Source organism: Chromohalobacter sp. 48-RD10 (genome assembly GCF_029889785.1).
Lineage (GTDB): Bacteria > Pseudomonadota > Gammaproteobacteria > Pseudomonadales > Halomonadaceae > Chromohalobacter.
Window position 1 is genome coordinate 1 of the sequence record NZ_JARANX010000121.1, and the last position, 1,685, is coordinate 1,685.

1 protein-coding gene and 1 pseudogene are annotated in these 1,685 nt (G+C 60.8%); one reads left to right on the plus strand and one right to left on the minus strand.

Annotated elements, in window-relative coordinates; genetic code table 11:
* Positions 1-268 (plus strand): annotated as a pseudogene (locus OP496_RS17605) (amino acid ABC transporter ATP-binding protein); the annotation flags it as partial.
* A 33-nt stretch (positions 269-301) separates the two neighbouring features.
* Here the strand turns inward: OP496_RS17605 and OP496_RS17610 are convergent.
* On the minus strand, positions 302-1,522 hold the full coding sequence (locus OP496_RS17610) for a glycosyl transferase (protein ID WP_280565202.1): 1,221 nt from the start codon (positions 1,520-1,522) through the stop codon (positions 302-304).
* Between the last annotated feature and the right edge of the window lie 163 nt (positions 1,523-1,685).

The following is a 1,685-nucleotide window of genomic DNA, read 5'->3' on the forward strand; positions in this document are numbered from 1 at the left end:
CCTCTTCGACGAACCCACCGCGGCGCTCGATCCCGAATGGGTCGACGAGGTGCTGGCCCTGATGAAACAGCTCGCCCAGGAGCGCCAGACCATGATCGTGGTCAGCCACGAGATGCAATTCGCACGTGAGGTCGCCGACCGCGTGGTGTTCATGGACGAGGGCCGGATCATCGAGCAAGGCCCGCCCGATGAACTTTTCACCAATCCCCGGGACGAACGTACGCAACGCTTTCTGCGCAAGGTGCTGGCCAACAATCCCATGGTCTGAGCTGGAGTTGCATGCGACCAGGGGCCTGGACGGTTACACATGGCCTTGGTTGTCGAGTTCCACGGCTTCGTACATGCGCTCCTTGAGATCGTGGATCGCCGCGCCCACTCGATTCCAGCTGGGGATGAACGGCTTGTCGCGAGGCGATTCGAGAAACGAGGCCCCCGCCTCGAGAATGTTCGCGGTGAAAAGCTCGACCGCCTGCTCCTCGCTATGGCGGTCGAGTGACAGGCCGTTCATGCGCGCATCGTTATCGTAGGCCTCGATCAGATCCAGCGCGGTGCGGTAATAGGTCGCCTTGATGGTGCGGAAGGTCTCGGAGTGAATGGGCACGCCCAGTGTCGCCAGCTTGCGGAACATGGCCTTGGCGATATCCAGGCTCATGCGATTGAGCCCGCCACTGGGGTCCTCCTGGGAGACGGGCTGATGCTTATGATCATAGGCATCGGCAATATCCACCTGGCATAGCCGCTTGGTCGAGTGGTTGCGGTGAACCTCCGAGAGTACGCCGATCTCCAGACCCCAGTCGCTGGGAATGCGAATGCCGTCGAGCACATCGGAGCGCATCGAAAATTCCCCGGAGAGCGGGTAGCGATAGCTGTCCAGATATTCCAGATATGGCAGCGGCCCGAATACCATCTTCAGTGCACGGATCAGGGGCGTCACCATCAGCCTTGCGACACGGCCATTGAGCTTGTTATCGGCCACCCGCGAGTAATAGCCCTTGCAGAATTCGTAATTGAACTGCGGGTTGGCGACCGGATACAGCAGCCGCGCCAGCATGCCACGATCATAGGTGAGGATATCGCAATCGTGCAGCGCCACCGCCGAGGTACGCGCGGAGGCCAGTACATATCCGCTGCAATACCAGACATTACGCCCCTTGCCAGGCTCCTGCGGCGCCAGATCAAGCTCAGCCAACTCGGCATCCAGCGCCGATAGACGTGGTCCATCGTTCCACAGGATGCGGTGGTGCTGCGGCAGGCGCGAGAAGAATTCGCGGGTGCGCAAGAATTGGTCTCGGTCAGCGCGATCCAGTCCGATCACGACCTCCGAGAGATACGGCACCTGTGCCAGTTCGTCGACGATATTCGACAGCGCCGGCCCCTCGATCTCGGAGAACAGCGAAGGCAGGATCAACCCCATCGGCCGACGCTTGGAAAACTTCATCAAATCGGCTTCCAATGCCTCCACCGGACGCTGGGTGAGGTTATGAAAGGTGGTGACGATACCGTTCTGGTAGAAATCGCTCATCGTGACGTGCCCCCCTGGGAAGTCTTGTCTCCGGGCGTCGCATCCATGCAGACCTTCCACCAATCGGCGATGCCCTCGGCCCAGCCTTCTGGGCCGGGTTGCCGGGTACGATAGAGCGTCATGCCCCCGGCGATGTGCACCACCGCCTCGTGCTTGCCACGTA